Source organism: Zhengella mangrovi, from assembly GCF_002727065.1.
In the GTDB taxonomy this organism is placed as follows: domain Bacteria; phylum Pseudomonadota; class Alphaproteobacteria; order Rhizobiales; family Rhizobiaceae; genus Zhengella; species Zhengella mangrovi.
The window spans coordinates 24,841-43,499 of the sequence record NZ_PDVP01000006.1 but is presented as its reverse complement, the minus strand read 5'-3'; the positions used below and the strand labels follow the sequence as shown (position 1 = coordinate 43,499).

Sequence of the window (18,659 nt, the reverse complement as noted above, 5' to 3'; positions counted from 1 at the left end):
TCAGTGCATCACCCGGAAATGTATTGTGGAGAAGTGGGAGCTGACCATGTTCCATCGAGATCAATAGACGAATGGATTCACATTACGACGAACGAGCGACTTCCATCGCAGGTGCGCCATCATTTCTTCACACTCCAAGCTAGCACATCAATTTCAATATTACCGAAATCTCTCGCGAATCGTCCGGCGCAATGACTGGCAAGATTGTTGTGTGAGGGGAGTGCCGATGGATTGTTTTCTTTTGCCAGATATCGCGATTTCCCGGCAGTTTCCCGGCAGAAAGATGAGCTTCTTTGCGCTAGAGTTTCAATTAAAATGATAAATATCAGTGAGTTGGGTGGTGGGCGGTGAGAGACTCGAACTCCCGACATCCTCGGTGTAAACGAGGCGCTCTACCAGCTGAGCTAACCGCCCGCGACCATGCCTTGAGCATGCATCGGACCGGCGGCACAGATAAGGCCTTCGCGCCACGGAGGCAAGCCCAAAGGCACCCGTCAGGCCGTTCTCCGGGCGAGTTCCGGAGGCGAATGAAAAAAGTCGTCATTTCCGCGTCATCATCCGCTTGACACTCTCCTCCGTTCCGCTTAAGTCACCGCCACGACGCCGCCGGAAACGGCGACCACGTCGAAAAGCGCGGGTGTAGCTCAGTCGGTTAGAGTGCCGGCCTGTCACGCCGGAGGTCGCGGGTTCGAGCCCCGTCACTCGCGCCATTCTTCTCTTCCCGGACAGTTCCTGTTTTCAGGCAGTTGGCACGAAGACGCGCGAATGCGTGTCCGCGTGCATTGCGCGGTTCAACGAAACGCGCAAATGCTCCGGGCCCCGCAGCGTCGCCCCGCCTGCGCCGGCGCTTCAGAGTTGCGGCAGCGCGCTGGCGGAGACCTCGCGCCGCGGGTTCGGACCGGCCCCCGGGACCGCATCGGTTTCGGCTGCCGCCAGCGCCGCTTCCGCGCGCGCACGCCAGTCGACGGACGATGCATTCCGGCCATAGGCGGCCTCGCCGGCGGCCAGGCGCGTCCCTTGCAGCATCTCGCCGCCCGGCAGCCGGGCAAGTTCGTCGAGCCGCGCCGTGGCCGCAGCGGGCGAATCGCGCCGGATCGTTGCCCGGGCAGCGGTGAGCAGGCGCTGCCGTTGACGCGCATGGCGCCAATCCGAGCGCAACCGAACGAGTGTCCGTCCGAGACCAAGACCGAGCGCCAGCGCCAGCAGCAAGAGGCCCGCGACAGCCAGAAGCCCGGGCCCGGTGGTCAGGCGCAGCCATTGCGCCAGCCGCTCGGCCGCGCTGCGCCCCTGTGCCGCCTGCTGCAGAAGGGCTTCGCGGTCGGGAATGCCGATGTTGATCCGCCGCGCCGGGATGATTGCCTCGCGCGCTTCGCCGGTCGTCGTGTCGAACCACGGCAGGCGGATCGTGTCCGGAAAGACCGGAATGGGGCTGAGCGCCCGGACCCGGAAGCGGAACTCGGCCTGCGCCGTGATGCCCTCCGGCGATACGGCCTGCGAACGATGCGCGCCGAGCGGCGTGATCGCCAGTGCCCGGGCCTCCGGCATGGCGATGTCGGGGATCTGGACCGCCCGCACCCCGCGCGCGCTTACGCGGATCGTGCGCACCAGTTCGTCGCCGGCGTTGATGCCCGTCACCCCGCCTGACCACTCCTCGGTCAGCGAAAGCGACTGCGCCGGCAGCCACCAGTCGCCGGCAGGGAAGGCGGAGGGACGGACCGCAAGGCGGACCGGCGGCGTCGTCACCGAGAACTTGCCCCGCTCCAGGCGCGACCGCTGCATGTCCCCGCTCGCCGTCACGCCCGGTATGCTGAGCGCGCCGGAGCGTTTCGGCCAGACGAGGTAGCGCCAGGCGATACGCCGCAGGCCCGCCTTTTCATCCAGCGTCCGCCGCTCCTCGAACACAGGCAGGACGTCGAGACCGGACAGGTCGGGTTTCGGCAGCGTTTCGGCCAGCATGGGGTAGCGGTGCGACAGCACGATATCGAGCACCACCTCTTCCTGCACGTGCGGATCGGCCCTGGATGCGGTCATCGTCAGTGCCAGGTCGTCCGGCCCGGGCGCCCAGTCGGCCGGCCTGTCGGTCAGCACGCTGACAGAGGCCGTGTTGGAGGTCACGTCTCCGGCCTGCAGCGGCCCGACGATCACCACGCCGGAAGCCCGCGGGACGATCTCGATGCGCCGGAGCCGGACTTCCACCACCTTGCCGCCGATCACCGCGATGCGCGTGCCATAGGTCTCGCGGCCGATCTGCGCGATGTCGCGCAGCGGGTCGAGGTCGATCGGCTGCTCCAGGCCGACCGATTCGATCTCAAGGATCACCGTGTCGCCGATCAGGATCTCCGGCGATTCCAGTCGCAGCGTGATCGTCGGACCGGGCTGGTCCGCGTGGCCGGCAGCGCAAAGGCCGAGCAGCGCCAGCAGGGCCGCGAACAGGATGCGAGGCAACCGCGTCACCACGGCGACTGGCCTTCGTCCGGCGCGTTGCCGGCCGCCTTGCGCCGGTTCAGTTCCAGCGCGATCCGCCGTTTCAGGAAGCGTGCCGGATCGTCGGGAATGGCATTGAGCCATTGTTCCGTCGCCTGGCCGCTTTCCAGCGCCGCGCGCGCACCGGCGGCATCGCTCCGGTCGGTCGCATCCGCGCTCTGGCTGCCGCCGGACGGCCTGCTGGCCGGGTCGCGGTCGCCGCGCTTGCCGGTCAGCGAGGTGCCGCCATCGCCCTCCTTGTCCTGGCGCTCCTTGCCGTCACCGGCCGAGCCGCTGTCGCCCTGGGCCTGCGCCTTCGGGGCCGGCTGGCGGCTGTCCTTGCCGCCTTCCTGTTTCTGCCCGTCCTGCCGTTTCTCCGCCTTGCCCTTCTCGTCGCCGGCCTGCGGGTCGGCGCCGCCGTCCTCCTTGCGGTCGTCCTCCACGCGGTCGATCGCCTTCTGCTTCGGCGTCATCGCCGCCTGTCCCTTTTTCTCCTCGTCCTGGCGGCGCAGCATCTCGCGCATGATATCGGCATTGTGCCGCGCGTCGGGGAAGTCGGGCCGGAGGACAAGGGCCGCCTGGTAGCTCTCCAGCGCCAGCGCGAAATAGGAGAGCCGCGCATAGGTATTGCCGAGATTGTAGAGCGAATCCGGATCCGAGGCGCGCACGAAGGCTTCCGCCGCCCGCCACCACTGGTCGGACCGGTAGAGCGCGACGCCCTTCCAGGCCGGATCGGTGAAGATCTCGGCCGCCTCCGCGTGGCGGCCTTCCTGGAAGAGCTGGTGCGCAAGGTAATTGTCCGAGGCCAGTGCCTGTCCGGTTCCGGCGGCAAGCAGGGCAAGGGCGGCCAGGAGCTTCATGACAGCACCCGCCGGAAGAGCGCCAGCGCGAACGGCAGGGCGGCAAGCAGCAGCCAGTGGGAGAGCAGCGCGTTGCCGGCCGGCTCCAGCCCGGCCAGTGCGAGGCCCTCTCGCGCCGATGGCCCGTCGGCGGTCAGCGCCGCGAGGTCGATCCGGCCCAGCGCATCGGCTGTCACGAGGCGGCCCTTGCCGGCCTCCGCCAGCGCCTGTGCCGCCGTGAGATCGGTCTTCACCGGGCGGTCGGTCGCCGGGTCGGCAAGCGCGATGACGTCGATGCGATGGCCGCGGGCGCCGAACTGCGCCGCCGTGGCAATGGCGTTGCCGGTCATGCCGCCGGTGTCGGTGAGGATGAACAGGTGTGCCCGCGCCACGCCGGAATCCGAGACCACGGAGGCGGCCAGCGACAGGGCCCGCTGCAGGTCGGAGCCTTCCACCGGCACGATCCCGGGTTCCAGCGCGCGGGCCAGGGCCTTGAACTGCCGGCGGTCGAAGGCAAAGGGCTCGGCCAGGAAGGCATCGCCGGCATAGACGGCCAGCCCCGTCGCCCGGGCGCCGGCCAGGTCGGCAAGGTCCACCGCGGCCTGGCGCGCCGCGGCGAGCCGGTTGGGCCGGATGTCGTCCACCGTCATCGACTTGGAAACGTCGGCGAGCACCAGCCAGGCCTCGGCATGGCGGAAGGCCCGGCCGTCGCCGCCGGGCAGGGCAGGGGCCGCCAGCGCCGCGAAGGCCAGCGCTGCCGCCGCCAGCGCCGGGTGAAACAGCCGCCGGCCGCCACGTGCCGGGCGCAGCAGCGCGAGCAGCGGCCGGGCGATGACCCTGTCCCAGTCGTCGCTGGCCTGGCGCCCGGGCCATAGCAGGGCCGCGGCAAGGCAGAGTGCGGCGGGGATCAGCCAGAGGGGCGAAAGCAGCGTCACGCCGTTTCTCCTGTCAGCCGGCCGGCGACCAGCCACAGCGCCATCACCGACAGGAAGGCTGCGGCAACGAGGGGCGTGAGGTCGCTTTCGGGCACGAAGGGCGGCGAGGCGGCGTCCGCGGCCTCCATGCCGTCGATCGCGGCATAGGCGGAGGAAAGCTCGTCCAGCGTACGCGCCCGGAAAAACTGCCCGCCCGAGACCCGCGAGACCTCCTTCAGGGTCGCCTCGTCCAGGTCCGCGGACGGATCGATCGGGCTGCCGTCATCGGCCTGCTTTTCGCTGCCGAGCCCGATGGTGTGGATGCGGATCCCGTTCTCCTTGGCCAGCCGCGCGGCGTCCTCCGGTTCCGCCGAGCCGGAATTGTTGGCTCCGTCGGAGAGCAGGATGATGGCGCGCTCGGGCGCGGGATCCTCGCGCAGCTTGACGATGGCGAGGCCCAGCGCCTCGCCGATGGCCGTTGTCCGCCCGGCCATGCCGATGGCGCTTTCGTTCAGCGCGTGCACCACGGCGGCCCGGTCGAAGCTCACGGGGCTGGCCGAGAAGGCCTCGTCGCCGAACAGCACCAGGCCGATCCGGTCGCCGCGCCGGCCGGCGATGAAGGCGCTTGCCACGGCCTTGACGGCGCTCAGCCGGTCGCTGGCCTTGCCGTCGAGCACGAAATCGCGCCGCTCCATGGAGCCGGAAAGATCGATCACCAGTTCCAGCGCCCGGCCGCTGGCCGGCGTCACCGCCTGGCCCGTGGCGATCTTCGGCTGCGCCGCCCCGGCCACGAGCAAAAGCCATGCCAGGACCAGCAGTCCGTGGACCAGGGCAGGGCGCCGCGCCGTCGCGCCAGTCGCCGCACCCATGGCGGCCGCGAGCGCCGGTGGCAGGCGCGGCGCATCCGCCGGCCTTGCCTTCAGGGCGCGCCAGAGGAACACGAGCGGCAGCGGCAGCGCCAGCAGGATGAGCGGATGGCCGAAGCTCACCATGGCCCGATGCCCCGCCGTTTCAGGATCCGCATGAGGGAATACTTCAGCCGTTCGGCATCGGGCAGGGGACCGGCCGTGTAGAGCGCCTCGCCGAAGATGCGCCCGTCGCCGGTGGTGAAGAAATGGCTGCCGGTCAGCCCGTCAAGCCGTGCCAGCCAGGCCTCCCCGGTCAGGCGCAGTGCCTCGCTGGCATCCGGGCCTTTCAGGCGTGCGAGCGCGTAGCGGCGCAGCAGCGTCGCCATGTGCGCAATGGCCCGCCCGTCGTCCTGCGTGTCGATCTTTTCCAACTGCGCCAGCGTGGCGCGGATGGCCGGCGAGCGGCGCCCGGAGACCGTCGCCAGCAGCACGAAACCGGCGATGAGCGTGCCGGCGCCGATGGCGAGCAGCGCCCAGTCCGGCAGCCCCGGCGGCGGGTCCGGAATGTGTATGTCGCGCAGGTTGTCGAGGGGGTTCTTCATCGCCATCCCGTTCGCCTCGGCCAGGGCTATAGCCAACCGCGCGTTTCAAGCGCCGTCAATGCCGTGGCGACGGGCTGGCCCGCGACATGCGTGAAAACCGGGACGCCGGCAGCCTCGATCATGCGGTACAGGCGCTCCCGTTTCTCCGTCATGGCGCTGAGCACGGCCTCGGCGCCGGACCTGGTCATCGTGGCACGCTGTGCTTGCCCGCCGCTGGCGAAGCTGTATCGCCCCGGTGGCAGCGCCTCCACTTCCAGCGGGTCCAGGATGTGCAGGATGGCGAGCTTGCGCCGCTTCCCGGCCTCGCCGATGGCGGCGGCAAACCCGTCGCCGGGGTCGTCCAGCCCGGTCACCAGCAGGGCGGCGCCCGCGGCCCGGCCAGCCCCGTTGATCCAGCCGAGGAAACGATCCAGCCCCGTCCCGGTTTCCTGACCGGCCGCACCGCGCGCCTGTGAAAAACCGTCGGCCAGCATGCCGGCGCAGGAGAGCGCGCCCTTGTCGCCGCTGGCCGGCCGGTTTGCCGTCACCGTCCCGCCGGACCAGGCGGCGGCCCCGGTCCGGTCGCCGTCGCGCGCTGCCTGCCAGAGCACGGCCGCGGCCAGTTCCCCGGCCGCGACGGCGCGCAGCATGGCCGACCCGGTAAACATCGAGGCGCGGAAATCGACCGCGATGGTGATCGCCCGTTCGCGCTCCTCGCGGTATAGCCGCGTGTGCGGCTTGCCGGTCCGCGCGGTGACGTTCCAGTCGATGTGGCGGACATCGTCGCCCGGCGCGTAGAGCCGCAGGTCGTCGAAATCCAGCCCGTGGCCCCGTTTCGGCCCGCGTACCAGGCCCGGAAAATGCGTCAGCCCCCGCAGGCTCCGCCCGCCGTCGGCCAGCGCCTCGCCGCGAAGGGCGATCAGCCGGTCCAGCGTCAGGTCGAGGCCATTGCCCTGCGCGCCGGCCATGTCAGCTCACCGCAACCCGCTCGGCGATGGCGGCGATCACCGCCTGCGCGGTCTGCCCCTCGGCGCGCGCCCGGTACGTCAGCCCGATGCGCCCCGACAGGACGTCGACCGCGAGGTCGCGCACGTCGGACGGCAGCACGTGATCCCGCCCCGTCAGCCAGGCGGCCGCCTGGGCGGCCTGCGCCAGGCCGATGGTGCCGCGCGGGCTGGCCGCGTGTTCGATGTCGCCCGCCGCCGCGCCGCCGGCGCCTTCGCCACGCGTCGCCGCCACCAGCCGCACGATGTAGTCGCGCACCGCCGGCGCCACGTGAACGGCCGAGACGGCCGCCTGCGCCGCCGCCAGGTCGCCGGGAGAAATGGCCGGTGCCGATGGCCCGTCCTCGCCGGCCGCCTCGCCCAGCGCGAGGTCGAGGATCGACCGCTCTTCCTGCGCCGCCGGCATCGGGATCTCGACGAAGAACAGGAAGCGGTCGAGCTGCGCCTCGGGCAGCGGATAGGTGCCCTCGTGCTCGATCGGGTTCTGCGTTGCCGCCACCAGGAACGGTCGCGCCAGCCTGCGGGTCACGCCGCCGGCCGTGATCTGGCCTTCGCCCATGGCTTCCAGCAGGGCCGACTGCACCTTGGGCGGCGCGCGGTTCACCTCGTCCATCAGCACGACGTTGGAAAACAGCGGCCCTTCGACGAATTCGAACACGCCGGTTTCGGGCCGGAACACCGTCGTTCCCGTCAGGTCGGCCGGCAGCAGGTCGGGTGTCGCCTGGATGCGCACGAAATCCGCCGAAACGCATTGTGCGAACAGGCGGATGGCGCGTGTCTTGGCCAGCCCCGGGGCGCCCTCGATCAGCACGTGGCCGCCGGTCAGTAGCGCGATCATCAGCCGGTCGATCAGCGCCTGCCGGCCGATCAGCCGGGTGGCAAGCCAGTCGCGGGCCTGGCGAAAGGCCGTCGCGGCGTCGCTGGCGTCTGTTTTCGGCATTGTCTGGTCCATGAGCCTGTCAGCACTCCCTGGCCGGCGGCTGCCCGCCGGTCTCCGTCACGGTTCGTCGAGAAAATTGACCGCTTCCGCCGGCGCGGTTTCGCCGCCGTCGAGCATCCACTGGTCGGTTCCGCCGGGATACCAGCTGACTGCGCGGTGGCCCCAGACGATCGCCCGCCGTGCAGCGTTCCAGCCTTGCCAGCAATCGGCGGTGCAATAGAACAGCAGCGGGCGGTCCATGTCGCCCTTCGTCAGGGCCGCCAGGTTGCGCCGGAAATAGGTCGCGTAGTCGTCGGTCAGGTAACCGCGCCCCACTTCCGGCAGCCAGGCGGAGCCGGGGATGTTGTCCCGCGTTTCGGCGTTGCGCCACGAGCCGTCGAGCGGATCCGGTCCGGCGCCCTTGGGCGGATAGACGTCGATCAGGATCGTCCGCCCGTCAGCCATCGCCGCGCGCACCGCCGCCGTGTCGGCCACGCTGCCGCCGGGCAGGCTGTCGGGTGTCGGCGCGCGGTAGCGCTGCATGCGGAAGCCGGTGGCCGGGTCGACGCCGTCCGGCAGCCTGTCGCCGCCGCCGGCCACGGCCGGCAGGGCATGGCTGGTCATGGCAATCGCCAGCACTGCAAACAGCGTGACCGCTCTGCGCATGCGCATCTTTCCTCCCGCGCATGATTGTGCATGCCCTTGTGGCCGCCGGCATCTGTACCATAGTGCAATTCGCCCTTTGCCGGCTTCGCCCTAGGATGATGGGTGAGGAGAACCGGCAACGCCAGTCGTTGCCCGCCTGAGGAGGAAATCATGTTCAAGCGCGCATTTGGTGCGGCCATTGCCGTTGCCGCCGCCCTGGCAATTCTGCCCGCACAGGCCGCCGATACGGTCAAGGTCGGAGTGCTGAAATACGGCACCGTCAACTGGGAACTCAAGGCCATGAAGGCCAACGGGTTCGATACCAGGAACGGCGTCGATGTCGAGATCGTCGGCTTTGCCGGCGAGGATGCCACGGCCGTTGCGCTGCGCGCCGGCGAGGTGGATGTCATCGTGTCGGACTGGCTCGACGTCTCGCGGGACCGTGCCTCCGGCGGCGACCTGACCATGGTGCCCTATTCGTCGTCGGTCGGCATGATCATGGTGCCCGGCAGTTCGCCGCTGAAGTCGGTCGCGGACCTGAAGGGCAAGACGCTCGGCGTGGCCGGCGGCCCGCTCGACAAGAGCTGGCTGCTCATCCAGGCCATGGCGAAGAAGGACTACGGCCTTGACCTCGCCAAGGAAAACGAGATCGCCTACGGCGCGCCGCCGCTGCTGGCCGAAAAGGCCAAGTTGGGCGAACTCGATGCCGTGCTGAACTTCTGGCACTGGAGCGCGCGGCTGGAGGCCGAAGGCTTCCGCAAGCTGGTCTCGGCCGAGGATGCCGCCAACGCGCTGGGCGCCTCCGGGCCGGTGTCCGCCCTTGGCTACATTTTCCACGAAAGCTGGGCCAAGGAACATCCCCAGGCCGCCATGGGCTTCGTCAAGGCCTCGCGCGAGACCAAGGCGCTGATGAAGAGCTCCGATGCCGAATGGGACCGGCTGCATGACAGCGGCGCCATCAAGGACGAGGGCAAGGCGCTGACGACCCTGCGCGACCGCTACCGCGACGGCATCCCGGCGCGGCCGGCGGCCGAGGAAGAGGCCGATGCCGCCAGGCTGTTCGAGGTGCTGGCGGACGTCGGCGGCGACAAGCTGACGGGCGGCGAGACGAAGATGCAGCCCGGCACCTACTGGAGCGAGCTGAAGAGCAATTTCTGACCGGGTGACCTCCCTTGGCTGGCAAGCCCAACTCACGGCCGGCCGTGACGCTCCTGGCGTCACTCGCCGGCCTCTTTGTGGTCTGGTTCGTGGCCGCCCACGGGATCGGCTCGCGGGTGTTTCCCCCGCCCGAGCAGGTGCTTGCCTTCATGGTCCGGGAAACGGCGAGCGGTGAACTGCCCTTTCACCTCGCCATGACGCTGATGCGCGTGGCGGGCGCCTTCATCACCGCCATGGCCATCGGCTCGGCAATCGGCATCGTCCTCGGCCAGTCTGCCCGTCTCGACCGGTTCTTCGATCCCTGGGTCATCCTCTTCATCAACATCCCGGCGCTGGTCACCATCGTGCTGGCCTACATCTGGTTCGGCCTCAGCGAGGCCGCCGCCATCGGCGCCGTCGCGGTCAACAAGATCCCCAACGTGGTCGTCACCATGCGCGAGGGCGCGCGGTCCATGGATCCGCATTACGCGGAGATGGCACGGGTCTTCCGCTTCTCACGGCTGACGACGCTGCGCGAGGTGATCCTGCCGCAGCTTCAGCCCTATTTCGCTGCCTCGGCACGGTCCGGCATCGCGCTGATCTGGAAGATCGTTCTCGTGGTGGAACTGCTCGGCCGGTCCAATGGTGTCGGCTTCCAGATCCACCTCTATTTCCAGTTCTTCGATGTCGCGGCCATCCTCGGCTATACCCTGGCGTTCGTCGCGGTGATGATCGCCGTGGAACTGTTGCTCATCCAGCCCTACGAGCGCCATGCGCGCCGCTGGAGGCCCCGTGCCGCTTGAGGTCTCCATCCGCGAGAAAAGCTTTGAGACGACGGACGGCGGCCGGTTGACGACCATCCGCGACCTGGCCTTCACGGTGGGCGAAGGGCGCTTCGCCTGTCTCGTCGGTCCGTCGGGCTGCGGCAAGACCACGACCCTGCGCCTCATCCTCGGCCTGGAGGACGAGTTCGACGGCACGATCGTCAAGCCGGAACAGGGACGGACCGGCGTGGTCTTCCAGGAGCCACGTCTTCTGCCCTGGCGCACGGTCGACCGCAACATCCGCCTTCCGCTGCCGGAGGACCGCGCCCGCGCCGACCTTTCGGCGCTCTATGCCACGCTCGGCCTCACCGGCATGGAGAATTTCTTTCCCGGCCAGCTCTCGCTTGGCCTGGCGCGCCGCGTGGCCATCGCCCGCGCCTTCGCGCTGGAACCGTCCCTGCTTCTGCTCGACGAACCCTTCGTCTCGCTGGATGAACCGACCGCCGAGCGGCTGCGCAGGCTGTTGATGGAGGTCTGGTCGGCCCGCCCGACCACGGCGCTCATGGTCACCCACAACCTGCGCGAGGCGCTCGAACTGGCCGACGAGATCGTCATGCTCTCGGCGCGCCCCGCGACGGTGCGTGGCGTCTACCGCGTCGATCTGCCGAGGGCGGAGCGCACGCCGCAGGCCGTGGCCGCCATGCTGGCTGAAATCCTGGCGCTTTATCCGCCCGAGGCGACGGACACCTGAAGTCTCACGCCGTGCGCCCGGCGCGGAACCTGCGCGAGGGATCGAAGGCCCAGCTTGCCGCCAGGAAGAAGACCAGCCCGCTGCCGGCCGTCATCGCCAGTGCCAGCCAGTTGACCTGGCCATAGAGCGCGAAGCGGATCAGTTCGATGCCCTGCGAAAACGGGTTCCATTCGCAGATCGCGGCCAGCACGGCGCTGGCCTCCTGCATCTTCCAGACCGGGTAGAGCGCCGTCGACAGGAAGAACATCGGGAAAATGACGAAGTTCATCACCCCGGCGAAATTTTCCAGCTGCTTGATGACCGAGGCGAGCAACAGGCCGAGCGCGCCGACCATCAGCCCGGCCAGGATCAGCGCGGGAAGCACCGGCAGCAGGCCCGGAACCGGGATGTCGATCCCGAACAGGATGGCGATGACGAGAAAGGCATAGGCCTGGACGATGGAGACCGTCACCCCGGCCATCAGCTTGGACAGCAGCAGGAACCAGCGCGGCAGCGGCGTCGTCAGCAGCACGCGCATGGAACCCATCTCCTGGTCGTAGACCATCGAGAGCGAGGACTGCATGCCGTTGAAAAGCTGGATCATGCCGAGCAGCCCCGGGATGATGTAGACCTCGTAGGTGATGTAGGTTTGGTAGGGCGGGATGATGGAAAGCCCCAGCGCGGCGCGGAACCCGGCGGCGAAGACGATCAGCCAGACCAGCGGGCGCACCAGCGCGGCGAAGAACCGCTCCCGCTGGTTCAGGAAGCGCAGCAGTTCGCGCCGGGCAATGCCGCCAAAGGCGCGCAGGGGGGAGGGGCCGTTCATGCCGCGCGCGCCTCCGGCGTCAGCACGGCAAAGGCGCCGCCCAGGTCGTCTGCCCCGGTCTTGTCCAGCAATGCCGCCGGCTGGCCCTCCGCCACGATCGCCCCCTTGTGCAGCACGATCACGTGGTCGTCCGCGTCCACCTCGTCGATCAGGTGTGTCGCCCAGAGCAGCGCCACATTGTCCGTCCGGGCCCGCTCGTGCAGCCGCGCGATGAGGTCGCGCCGCGTCGGGATGTCGAGGCCGACGGTCGGTTCGTCGAGCAGAAGGATCGCCGGCCGGTGCAGCAGGGCACGGGCGATCTCGACGCGGCGCCGGTGGCCGCCGTTGAGCGAGCGCACCTTGTCGGTCAGCCGGTCGCCCATGGAAAACTGGTCGAGTTCCTCCGCGATCCGCGCATCGGCCTCGCGGCGCGCCATGCCGCGCAGCGCGCAGAAATAGCGCAGGTTCTGCTGCACGGTCAGGTCCAGGTCCAGCGTCTGCGCCTGGAACACGATGCCGAGCGGCGCCAGCGCGGCCGCCCCGGTGCGAACGAGATCGCGCCCGGCAATGGCGATGCGGCCGGCCTGCGGTGCGAACAGCCCGCTGATGAGCGAGAACAGGGTCGACTTGCCGGCCCCGTTCGGTCCGAGCAGGATCGTCGTGCGACCGGCGGGAATGGCGAGGGACACCGCGTCCAGCGCCTTGCGCCGTCCGTAGTGGAAGGTCAGGTCCTGTACGGCCAGGGCCATGGTCGCGGGATCGCTCGTCTGCGTCATGGCGCGACCTTGCGCCGGGACCGGTCGCGGTTCAAGTCCATCACTCCTTCACGGTCACCGCGAGCGGTTCCGTCCCCGGCGCCCGCAGTTCGAACTGGCCGGGCTTGATGCAGATGAAGCTGATGGTCGCTTCGCCCTCGTCGTCGAACTCGATGGAATCCACGCCGATCGGCCGCACCTCGATATCGCTGATGACGATCTCGTTGACCCAGCAGTTGCGGAAGAAGGCCGGCCCGCTGAGCGCCATCTCGGCCGAGCCGTCGGCCTTGATCGCGATCCGGTAGTAGACGCCCGCTTCCAGCTCGAGCGGCTTGTCGGCCAGCGGCATGCCCGACGACAGCGTGATGCCGGGCAGGTCCTGCGCCCTGCCGACAAGGCCGGACTGGGCAAGGGCCGGACTGCCGAGCAAGGCGGTGGCGAAGGCAAGAATGATGGCACGTTTCATCGGGTCTCCTCCCTGGAAAACATTGGTGTCACTGCGGGATCTTGTCCTTGGGCAGGATCGCCGCGCCCCAGGGAAAGCGTCCGACCTTGATGGTCTTTTCCGCCTTCAGGCTGGCGACGTCGATCACGGTGACGTCGCCGGACACGCCGTTGGTCGTGTAGAGCTTGTCCTCTTCCGGCGTCAGCGCGGCATGCCACACCCGCCGGCCGACGAGGATGTACTTGATCACCTTGTCGTCGTCGGTCCGGTCGACCACCGCGATGTGATTGGCCGGTCCGAGGGCGATGAAGGCGTATTTGCCGTCGCTGGTCAGCTCGATCCCGACCGGCTGGATACGGTCCTTCGAGACGCCGGGAATGGCGAACTCGATGCGGTGGGTCACCTGCTTGGTGGCCGTGTCGATGACCGAGACCACGCCGCCGATCTCCGACGAGACCCAAAGCTCGCCGTCATCCTCGGTGAACTCGGCATCGCGCGGGCGCTGGTCCACCAGCGTGTTGTCGACCAGTTGCTGCGTCCCGGTGTCGATCCAGTGCGCCATGTTGGTGGTTTCCGAGGTCACGATCGCCCATTTGCCGTCGTGGCTGACCGCCATGCCTTCCGGCTCGACCCCCACGTCGATCTGCGAGACCACGGTGCGGCTGTCCACGTCCACGACGGTTGCGATCGCGTCGTCCTCGTTGGCGATGTAGAGGTGCTTGTTGTCCGGGTGCAGCGCAAACTGCTCCGGGTCCGCGCCTGACGGCAGGTTGTGGATGAGCGTGTCGGTGGCAACGTCCCACACCTGCACCGCGTCGGAATCCGAGGCGCACACGTAGAGCCTGGTGAAATCGTGCGACAGCGTGATGCCGCGCGGCCGCTGTCCCACCTGCAGCGTCTTGATCACCTCGTTGGTCTCGGTGTCGATGACCGAGACCGTGTCGTCCTTCTCGTTGCTGACATAGACCCAGTGGGCCAGCGCGGTGGTCGATGTCAGGCAGACGAGGGCTGCGGTGGCGGCAAGCGTGCGAAACATGCGTCTCATTCCTTGAAGGCGTTGCATTGGCTTTCCGGCTGGTCGAGGCCGAGCGTGTCCAGTTCGGTGCGCTGGTGAAGGAAGCCCTCCAGCGGCGTCAGCGCGACGACCGCCAGCGGCTGGACCAGGGGCACGGGCTGGCGCAACTGGCCGTTCCAGGTCCGGTAGGTCATCTTGGCGCCCTTGAAACCGCCGAGCGAGAACTGGTCGGACAGGACGAAGCCGCGAATGGCCGCGACGTCCGTCGACTTGACCCGCGTCACGGCTTCGCCGATGGAGCGAACCCCCGCCCAGGCGGCATAGTCCACGTCCATCATCCCGCGTCCGGCATGTGCCTCGAAGCGCGACTGCAATTGCGCCGCGCCCCATTGCTCGACCACCCGGTCCCAGGCCGCCGGCCGTATGCCGGCCGAACCCGCCACCGGCCGCGGCAGCCAGGTGTTGTAGAGCACGTATTGCCCGTAATCGTGATCCTCGTCGGTGACGACGACGACGTCGTAGGAGCGCGCCTGCGTGAAGACCGGAACCTCCTGCGCTGCGTTGCGCCGCATGTCGGCATCGGCCAGCCATTCCTTTTCGTGGTCGATCGACAGGCCGAACTTCTTCGCCGACCGCCGGATCGCGGTGGCGAAGGCGTGGTCGCCCGGCCGGTTGCCCTCGATCAGGAAAAGCGAGCGCCACTGCCGCTTGGCGAGGAACTGCATCAGCGCGTCGGACAGCATGGCCCGCGAGGGCAGCGTGTGCAGAACGTTGCCCGCGCAGGCCTGCGAGCGCAGGTCGTCATCGGCGCTGCCGGCGTTGAAGATCAGGTCGTCGGCGGCTTCGGGAAGCGCCGCTATCGCCTTCAGGGCCTCTCCGGGCACGTTGACGACGGCCAGCTTCGCCCCGCCGTCCAGCGCCTTGCGCGCCGCCGCCACGGCATCCTCGCCCGGCGCCACGACGACCTCCGAAAGCCGGTATTCCTGTTTCAGGAACTTGCCGGTGGTGTTGTTGTCGGCAATGCCGAGCCGGGCGCCCTGCTGGCCCTCGTCCCCGGGCCATTGCACCAGGTTGGAAAGCACCGGCGGCCGGTCGGGCTGCTGCTGGATGTAGACGATCTCCACGGAGAGCACGTCCTGCTGGCAGAACGCCGCACCCGTCGATGCCAGGCATCCCCATACGCCGAGCGCAAGCGTGGCGCCAAACCGTGCCATGGTCTCCTCCCGTGCCTGTTTTTGCGCGGTGCGCTTGGTCTTTTGAAGCAGGCTAGGTGACGATAAGGCGGCACCGCAAGACGCCAATTGCCAAAAAGTACAGGTCCGGCGCCGCCAACTCTGCACCAAAGGACAATGTTGCCCCCCGATGGCGGTTGATACACCAAATCAGGACTTGGTCATGCCGGTCTTGAGGAGGACCGGACGGGAGGAAAAGACATGAAAAGCGAAACCGTCATCCGATACACCCTTGCCGCATTCCTGGCGGCCGTGCCGGTGACCCAGGTCTTCGGCCATGGCGACGTGCAGCCGCAGCCCGTCGATACCACAGGCCTCGATCCGATCGGCGACGAATGGGCCGAGGAAAACCCCTATCGCGTCAAGGGCGGCGACCAGTACAAGCTGGCCATCGAGATCGGCTCGTCGGGCTACAACCAGAACTGCGCCCGCTGCCACGGCCTGGAGGTGATCTCCGGCGGTATCGCCCCGGACCTGCGTTATCTCGACGAGGGCATCGATGGCGACGAGTGGTTTCTCCAGCGCATCCGCCATGGCTACAGCCAGAACGGCACCTACAAGATGCCGCCGTTCGAGAACGTGCTGAGCCAGGAAGCGATGTGGGCCATCCGGTCCTACGTCGAGACCCGCCCGCAGGACGAGTGAGGTCCGCCATGCAGTCCGTTCCGCATGATCGTGGAGCGGCGGCATGACCGGGATCGATCGCCGCCGCCTGTTGTTCGCACCGCTGGCCGCCATGCTCGCCATGGCGCCGGCGACGTCCGTTCTGGCCCGCCCGCTCGATGACGTGGTGAAGGCCGGGCGGATCGTCATCTTCGTCTACGCCGACAATCCGCCCTGGTCCTTCATGAAGGACGGCGAGATGACCGGTATCGATGTCGATATCGCCCGCGAGATCGCCAGGGGCCTCGGCGTCGAACTGGAACTCCTGGTCCGCCAGGCCGACGAGAACGTCGATGACGACCTGCGGGTGAATGTCTGGAAGGGCGACATCGTCGCCCGCAAGGCCGCCGACATCATGCTTCACGTGCCCTATGACCGCACGCTGGAAGTGCGTGCGGAATCGCTGGCCATCCTGTTCAATCCCTATTTCGGCGAGGAGCACGCCGTTCTCTTCGACACCGCCCGGATCCCGGAAGTGTCGACCTTCGGCCGCTTCGTCACCAACCCGATCGGCGTGGAACTGGACTCCGCCTCCGACTTCTTCCTGTCCAATGCCTTCCGCGGCCAGTTGCAGGAATCCATTCGCCGCGGCCGCACGCTCGATGCCGCCTTCGAAAGCTTCCTGGCGGGCAACGAGGCCGCCTACATGGGCTCGCTGGCCCAGTGCCAGTACCTGGCCTTCCTGGCGCGCGGCAGGATCGAGACCGCGATCGCCCAGCCGCCCATGCCCGGCATTGTCCGGCGGCAGTGGCCCATCGGCATGGCAGTCAAGGAAAACAGCCGCGATCTTGGCTATGCCGCCGGCGACGTGATGACGGAATTGAAAAATTCCGGCAGGCTGGACGAGATTGCCGAAGCCTACGGTGTGGCCTTCAATCCGCCGCACCTGGAATAGGGGCGAGGTGGCGCGCGGGACCGGGGAAGTCTCGCGGGCGCAGGCAAGACAAGGGAGGTGCGACGATGAACACGGGTTGGAAAACGATCGTCCGCGGCGCGGCCATCCTGGTGGTGAGCCTGGCCGCCGCCCTGCCTGCCGCTGCACGCGATGTGCCCGCCGATCCGCTGAAATCGGTCATGTGGGCCGACATGGCGGAACGCTTTCTTGCCGGCGGCGACATCGTCTTCGACCAGCGCGTGCGCGTCATGGCTCCCCGGTCCGCCGAAGACCAGTTCTTCGTCCCGGTCACCGTCGATGCGACCCGGCTTCCCGGCGTCACCGAGATCGTCGTCCTGGCCGATCTCAATCCGATCCCGAAAGTGCTCGCCTATCGCCCGGTCGACGCGGAAGCCTTCATCGCCTTCCAGATCAAGGTCGAACAGGCGACCGTCGTGCGTGCCGCGGCCCGCACCGCCGATGGCATCTGGCATGTCGGCGGGACGCATGTCGATGCGGCCGGCGGCGGATGTTCCTCGCCCGCGATGGCGCATGGCCAGGCCAACTGGATGGCGACGCTCGGCCAGACGCGCGCCCGGGTCTGGCGCGAAACCCGCGACGTCGCCCGCATGACGGTGCGCATGCGCCATCCGATGGACACCGGCCTCGCCGACGGCATTCCGGCCTTCTACCTGTCGGACCTCGAGGTTTCCAACGGCACCGGCCGGCCGCTCGCCTCCATCGATATCTACGAACCGGTCTCGGAAAACCCGACCTTCACGCTCAAGCCGCGGATCGGCGCGGACACCGCGGAACTCGATGTCGAGGCCCGCGACACCGAGGCCAACGAATTTGCCTATTCCCTGCCGGTTCCTGATCCGAAGGTGGCCAATTGAGTTCGTTTCCCGGCAAGCCCCGCCTGAACTACAACCGCCGCCAGGCGCTCGGCATCGGTCTGGCCGGCTGTGCCTGCGTCGTCTGCGGCAGCGCCAATGCGGCCACGCTCGACTACGGCCTGAAGGCCGAGGAGATCGCACCGGGCACATTCGGCGTGTTCGGTGAGCGGGAGTATTTCACCTTCGCCAACGGCGGCAACATCGTCAACACCGCCTTCATCGCCGTGCCCGACGGCGTCGTCGTCGTCGATACCGGCCCGTCGAAGCGCTACGGCGAGCAGTTGAAGGCGCTCATCGATCATACGCTGCCCGGCAAGCGCATTCTCAGGGTCTACAACACCCATCATCACCCCGATCATTTCCTTGGCAACCAGGCCTTCGAGCGCGCTGCGATTGCTGCGCCGCAGAAGGTCATCGACAACATCGAGGCCGAGGGCGACGCCTTCGCCGACAACATGTACCGCCTCGTCGGCGACTGGATGCGCGGCACCGCGCCGGTTTCGCCCGGAACCGCAATCGATACCGACGGCGAGGATGTCGGCGGGCGCAACTTCACCTTTTTCCGCCTGTCGGGTCACACCAGCGCGGATTTCGCCGTCCGCGACGACGAGACCGGGCTGCTCTTTTCCGGCGACGTGGCCTTTCTCGACCGCGCGCCGACCACGCCGCACGCCGACCTTGCGCGCTGGCGCGAAGCCATCAACACGCTGCAGTCGGCCGATATCGCGACGGTGGTTCCGGGCCACGGTCCGGCCGATCCCGCGGGCCGGTCGTTCATCCAGACGAGGGACTGGCTCGACTGGCTGGACGGTACCCTGCGCGACGCCGTTTCGCGCGGCCTGACCGAGAACGAGGCGATGGAGATTCCCTTGCCCGCACGCTTTGCCGCGCTCAATGTCGCGCCCGGCGAATACAGGCGGTCGGTCGTCCATTTCTGGACCCGCCTGGAAGACGAATTGCTGCCGGAAATCGAGGTTGACCGAAAGTAGGAGACGGCCGCCGCCGCTTCCCAGTATCCCAAATTATTCCATTGAAAAACAGGTGGTTATCGAGGCGTTGACCCGACGTCAGCGGCGCGGTGTCGCAGGTGTGTACTATTTGGCAATAAACCTCTTGCGGCCGCCTCGACT

Annotated in this window: 20 protein-coding genes and 2 tRNA genes; 8 read left to right on the top strand and 14 right to left on the bottom strand. The window is 68.2% G+C overall.

Features of this window, described 5'->3' with window-relative positions:
* Positions 1-338 precede the first annotated feature (338 nt).
* Positions 339-414, bottom strand: a tRNA-Val gene (locus CSC94_RS11720).
* A gap of 219 nt (positions 415-633) precedes the next feature.
* Between CSC94_RS11720 and CSC94_RS11715 the strand changes: the two genes are divergently transcribed.
* Positions 634-710, top strand: a tRNA-Asp gene (locus tag CSC94_RS11715).
* A gap of 139 nt (positions 711-849) precedes the next feature.
* Here the strand turns inward: CSC94_RS11715 and CSC94_RS11710 are convergent.
* Genes CSC94_RS11710 through CSC94_RS11680 form a run of 8 tightly spaced genes read right to left on the bottom strand, consistent with a single transcriptional unit; the run spans position 850 to position 8,234 of the window.
* Complete coding sequence (locus CSC94_RS11710) at positions 850-2,454, bottom strand: BatD family protein (protein WP_165784409.1); 1,605 nt, start codon at positions 2,452-2,454, stop codon at positions 850-852.
* The gene (locus CSC94_RS24215; protein ID WP_133122875.1) at positions 2,451-3,323 is read right to left on the bottom strand and encodes a tetratricopeptide repeat protein; all 873 of its coding nucleotides are present in this window, start codon (positions 3,321-3,323) and stop codon (positions 2,451-2,453) included. Before CSC94_RS24215 ends, CSC94_RS11710 begins: the two co-directional genes overlap by 4 nt.
* Entirely contained in the window at positions 3,320-4,237 is a 918-nt protein-coding gene (locus CSC94_RS11705; RefSeq protein WP_099306532.1) for a VWA domain-containing protein, read from the bottom strand. The genes CSC94_RS24215 and CSC94_RS11705 overlap by 4 nt, the downstream gene beginning before the upstream one ends.
* Positions 4,234-5,208 carry a VWA domain-containing protein gene (locus tag CSC94_RS11700; protein ID WP_099306531.1) on the bottom strand — a complete coding sequence of 325 codons (975 nt, stop codon included), beginning with the start codon at positions 5,206-5,208 and terminating at the stop codon, positions 4,234-4,236. The genes CSC94_RS11705 and CSC94_RS11700 overlap by 4 nt, the downstream gene beginning before the upstream one ends.
* Positions 5,202-5,672 carry a DUF4381 domain-containing protein gene (locus CSC94_RS11695; RefSeq protein WP_099306530.1) on the bottom strand — a complete coding sequence of 157 codons (471 nt, stop codon included), beginning with the start codon at positions 5,670-5,672 and terminating at the stop codon, positions 5,202-5,204. Before CSC94_RS11695 ends, CSC94_RS11700 begins: the two co-directional genes overlap by 7 nt.
* A 20-nt stretch (positions 5,673-5,692) precedes the next feature.
* Positions 5,693-6,613 carry a DUF58 domain-containing protein gene (locus CSC94_RS11690; RefSeq protein WP_099306529.1) on the bottom strand — a complete coding sequence of 307 codons (921 nt, stop codon included), beginning with the start codon at positions 6,611-6,613 and terminating at the stop codon, positions 5,693-5,695.
* Between the two features lies 1 nt (position 6,614).
* Complete coding sequence (locus CSC94_RS11685; RefSeq protein ID WP_245408332.1) at positions 6,615-7,589, bottom strand: AAA family ATPase; 975 nt, start codon at positions 7,587-7,589, stop codon at positions 6,615-6,617.
* 57 nt (positions 7,590-7,646) lie between these two features.
* Positions 7,647-8,234, bottom strand: a complete 588-nt coding sequence (locus CSC94_RS11680; protein ID WP_165784408.1) for a rhodanese-like domain-containing protein — start codon at positions 8,232-8,234, stop codon at positions 7,647-7,649.
* Positions 8,235-8,384: 150 nt separating this feature from the next.
* On the opposite strand from CSC94_RS11680, the gene CSC94_RS11675 reads away from it, so the two are divergent.
* The 3 genes from CSC94_RS11675 to CSC94_RS11665 are packed head-to-tail and all read left to right on the top strand — an operon-like array spanning position 8,385 to position 10,865.
* Positions 8,385-9,371, top strand: a complete 987-nt coding sequence (locus CSC94_RS11675; RefSeq protein ID WP_099306526.1) for an ABC transporter substrate-binding protein — start codon at positions 8,385-8,387, stop codon at positions 9,369-9,371.
* Between the two features lie 14 nt (positions 9,372-9,385).
* Positions 9,386-10,153: an ABC transporter permease gene (locus tag CSC94_RS11670; RefSeq protein ID WP_245408331.1), complete on the top strand. Its 768-nt coding sequence runs from the start codon at positions 9,386-9,388 to the stop codon at positions 10,151-10,153.
* The gene (locus CSC94_RS11665) at positions 10,143-10,865 is read left to right on the top strand and encodes an ABC transporter ATP-binding protein (RefSeq protein ID WP_245408330.1); all 723 of its coding nucleotides are present in this window, start codon (positions 10,143-10,145) and stop codon (positions 10,863-10,865) included. The genes CSC94_RS11670 and CSC94_RS11665 overlap by 11 nt, the downstream gene beginning before the upstream one ends.
* A gap of 4 nt (positions 10,866-10,869) precedes the next feature.
* Here the strand turns inward: CSC94_RS11665 and CSC94_RS11660 are convergent, their stop codons facing one another.
* Genes CSC94_RS11660 through CSC94_RS11640 form a run of 5 tightly spaced genes read right to left on the bottom strand, consistent with a single transcriptional unit; the run spans position 10,870 to position 15,078 of the window.
* Positions 10,870-11,670, bottom strand: coding sequence for an ABC transporter permease (locus tag CSC94_RS11660; protein ID WP_099306524.1), 801 nt, complete (start codon positions 11,668-11,670; stop codon positions 10,870-10,872).
* Positions 11,667-12,425, bottom strand: coding sequence for an ABC transporter ATP-binding protein (locus CSC94_RS11655; protein ID WP_099306523.1), 759 nt, complete (start codon positions 12,423-12,425; stop codon positions 11,667-11,669). Before CSC94_RS11655 ends, CSC94_RS11660 begins: the two co-directional genes overlap by 4 nt.
* Positions 12,426-12,465: 40 nt before the next feature.
* Complete coding sequence (locus tag CSC94_RS11650) at positions 12,466-12,870, bottom strand: hypothetical protein (protein ID WP_099306522.1); 405 nt, start codon at positions 12,868-12,870, stop codon at positions 12,466-12,468.
* Between the two features lie 28 nt (positions 12,871-12,898).
* Positions 12,899-13,894 (bottom strand): YVTN family beta-propeller repeat protein, encoded by a 996-nt coding sequence (locus CSC94_RS11645; protein ID WP_205853297.1) that lies wholly within the window; start codon positions 13,892-13,894, stop codon positions 12,899-12,901.
* Positions 13,891-15,078, bottom strand: coding sequence for an ABC transporter substrate-binding protein (locus tag CSC94_RS11640; protein WP_099306520.1), 1,188 nt, complete (start codon positions 15,076-15,078; stop codon positions 13,891-13,893). Before CSC94_RS11640 ends, CSC94_RS11645 begins: the two co-directional genes overlap by 4 nt.
* A gap of 219 nt (positions 15,079-15,297) precedes the next feature.
* Here CSC94_RS11640 and pedF point away from each other — a divergent pair, with 219 nt between their 5' ends.
* The 4 genes from pedF to CSC94_RS11620 all read left to right on the top strand — a co-directional run bounded on the left by pedF (position 15,298) and on the right by CSC94_RS11620 (position 18,518).
* Complete coding sequence (pedF, locus tag CSC94_RS11635) at positions 15,298-15,741, top strand: cytochrome c-550 PedF (RefSeq protein ID WP_099306519.1); 444 nt, start codon at positions 15,298-15,300, stop codon at positions 15,739-15,741.
* A 43-nt stretch (positions 15,742-15,784) separates the two neighbouring features.
* Complete coding sequence (locus CSC94_RS11630; RefSeq protein WP_099306518.1) at positions 15,785-16,654, top strand: substrate-binding periplasmic protein; 870 nt, start codon at positions 15,785-15,787, stop codon at positions 16,652-16,654.
* Between the two features lie 65 nt (positions 16,655-16,719).
* Complete coding sequence (locus CSC94_RS11625; RefSeq protein WP_099306517.1) at positions 16,720-17,529, top strand: quinoprotein dehydrogenase-associated SoxYZ-like carrier; 810 nt, start codon at positions 16,720-16,722, stop codon at positions 17,527-17,529.
* Positions 17,526-18,518, top strand: coding sequence for a quinoprotein relay system zinc metallohydrolase 1 (locus CSC94_RS11620; protein ID WP_099306516.1), 993 nt, complete (start codon positions 17,526-17,528; stop codon positions 18,516-18,518). Before CSC94_RS11625 ends, CSC94_RS11620 begins: the two co-directional genes overlap by 4 nt.
* Positions 18,519-18,659 lie beyond the last annotated feature (141 nt).